Below are 1677 nucleotides of genomic sequence, written 5' to 3'. Positions count from 1 at the left end.
GGGCTGGTCCGGATTGAATCGCGCGGTGTGTTGCGCCGGCAGGGGGTCGCCTGCGCACTGCCGGCCGCGCTGCATCATGCGCAGGCCGCCGGAGCCGCCGGATACTTCACGGGCCGTGCGGCGCTGCAGCTGGCCGGACTGGTGCCGGGGCCGATGCACCGGCTGGATCTGGTGGTCGCCGCCGACCGCACCCGCAGACTGGATGTGCCGGGCGCCGAGGTGCGCCGGCATGCTGTGGGTCTCGTCCGCCTGACCTTGGAGATCCGGGAGCTCTGCGACGGCGGTCGCCGGTTCCGTGTGGCCTCGCCGGAACGCGCCTTGGTGGACGCGGTGGCGGCCCCGGGCCGGTTCATGGAGCAGACGGAAGTGGCGGCCATCCTGGCCCGACAGCGCCGGCGGCTAGACGCGGAGCGGATCCTGGAGCTGGCGTCACAATTCGAATCCGAGGCGCTCCGCCGCCGACTGCGGGTGGTAGCCGACGCCGCCGGCCTGCGCCGATTGGCCCGCTGGCTCGAGGAACTGGGCGCGTTTTGTCCCAATATGGGGCATGTCCGGCTGGATCCCTCCCGACCGGCCCCGTCCGGCTCGCCGGTGAAACACGGGGTGATCCTCAACGTCCCGCTCCTGGGGGAATGAGCGACTTGGGGGAGGACAGACGGCGGCCGGCGTCAGTAGACGACGTCGTTGATTTCCGCCCGCCGCGTCTGCAGCCGCGGCGCCTCCATCAGCCGGTAGAGCGGCAGCGGGGGCAGATCCCGGTACCACTGCCGGGTGATCCAGTTGTTCCAGAAGTTCCAGGCGGCCAGGCTGTCAGGATGCTCCGGCTCCATCAGGCAGGCGATGAGCCGAGCCAGCGGTTGGTTCATGGGGACCAGGAACCAGCCGGTTTCCGCCTCGAGCACCTGCGGCCGCCACTCGCCTGTCACGGTCAGGTCGGCATGGCCTTCGACCACCCGTGGATTCACCTTGAGGGTGGTGGTCGTGAACTGATCCGCGGTCACCCGGGCCGGAGCCGTGAGCCGCTCCACGCGGATGCCGTGTCGCAGCAACTGGGCCACCACCGCCTCGCAACCGGTGTGCAGCAGATAGGCGGCCGGCAGCGGCCGGGTGATCTTGGGAGTGAAGCGGGCGTGGTACGCCACGGTGTAAGTGCGGGGTTGGTCGAGAATCGGCTTGGGCCGCTTGCGGCCTCGGGAGTCGATGATCTCAGAGCAGGCAAAACCCTGGATGGTCAGCGCGCCGTCCAGGGGACCGGAATCCACCGCCAGGCAGAACGGCGGCCGTTCCGTGGCGGGCAGAACCGCCCAGCCGGCGGACCGCCGGTCGGCCTCCCGCGCCAGAGCCTTCATCTCGACGGCGTGGGCGCCCACGTACTCGATGAGCTCGGCGACAAACTCGTAGCAGTGCTTTACCCGCGTGGCGTACGGCGCGTAGGCGTAGTTTTCCACCAGGACCGCGAAGCGGTTGCGCAGACCCACGTAATCCACGCCCATCCGCGGGGATGGCGGATGCGTGCTCCAGCCCAGCTCCGGCTTGAAGTCGTCGACGAAGTCGCCGTAAGGCAGCATGGAGATGCCCCGGGCGGCGAGGCGCTCGGTCAGCGCGGGGTAGAGGCGGTCCCATAGAAAGCCGCTGATGCCCTCGTCCCAGTTGGGGGCGCGCGGCGACAAGTACGTG

At 69.8% G+C, this 1677-nt stretch carries 2 protein-coding genes; one reads left to right on the top strand and one right to left on the bottom strand.

The annotated features are described in order from the left end of the window. Positions 1-636: hypothetical protein (locus tag GX414_00645; protein ID NLI45595.1), on the top strand; the 636-nt coding region annotated here is incomplete at its 5' end. Positions 637-668: 32 nt separating this feature from the next. On the opposite strand, the gene GX414_00640 is transcribed toward GX414_00645, so the two are convergent. Continuing rightward, positions 669-1677: M14 family metallopeptidase (locus tag GX414_00640; GenBank protein ID NLI45594.1), on the bottom strand; the 1009-nt coding region annotated here is incomplete at its 5' end.

Source organism: Acidobacteriota bacterium (assembly GCA_012517875.1).
In the GTDB taxonomy this organism is placed as follows: domain Bacteria; phylum Acidobacteriota; class JAAYUB01; order JAAYUB01; family JAAYUB01; genus JAAYUB01.
This window is presented reverse-complemented; position numbering and strand designations above follow the sequence as displayed.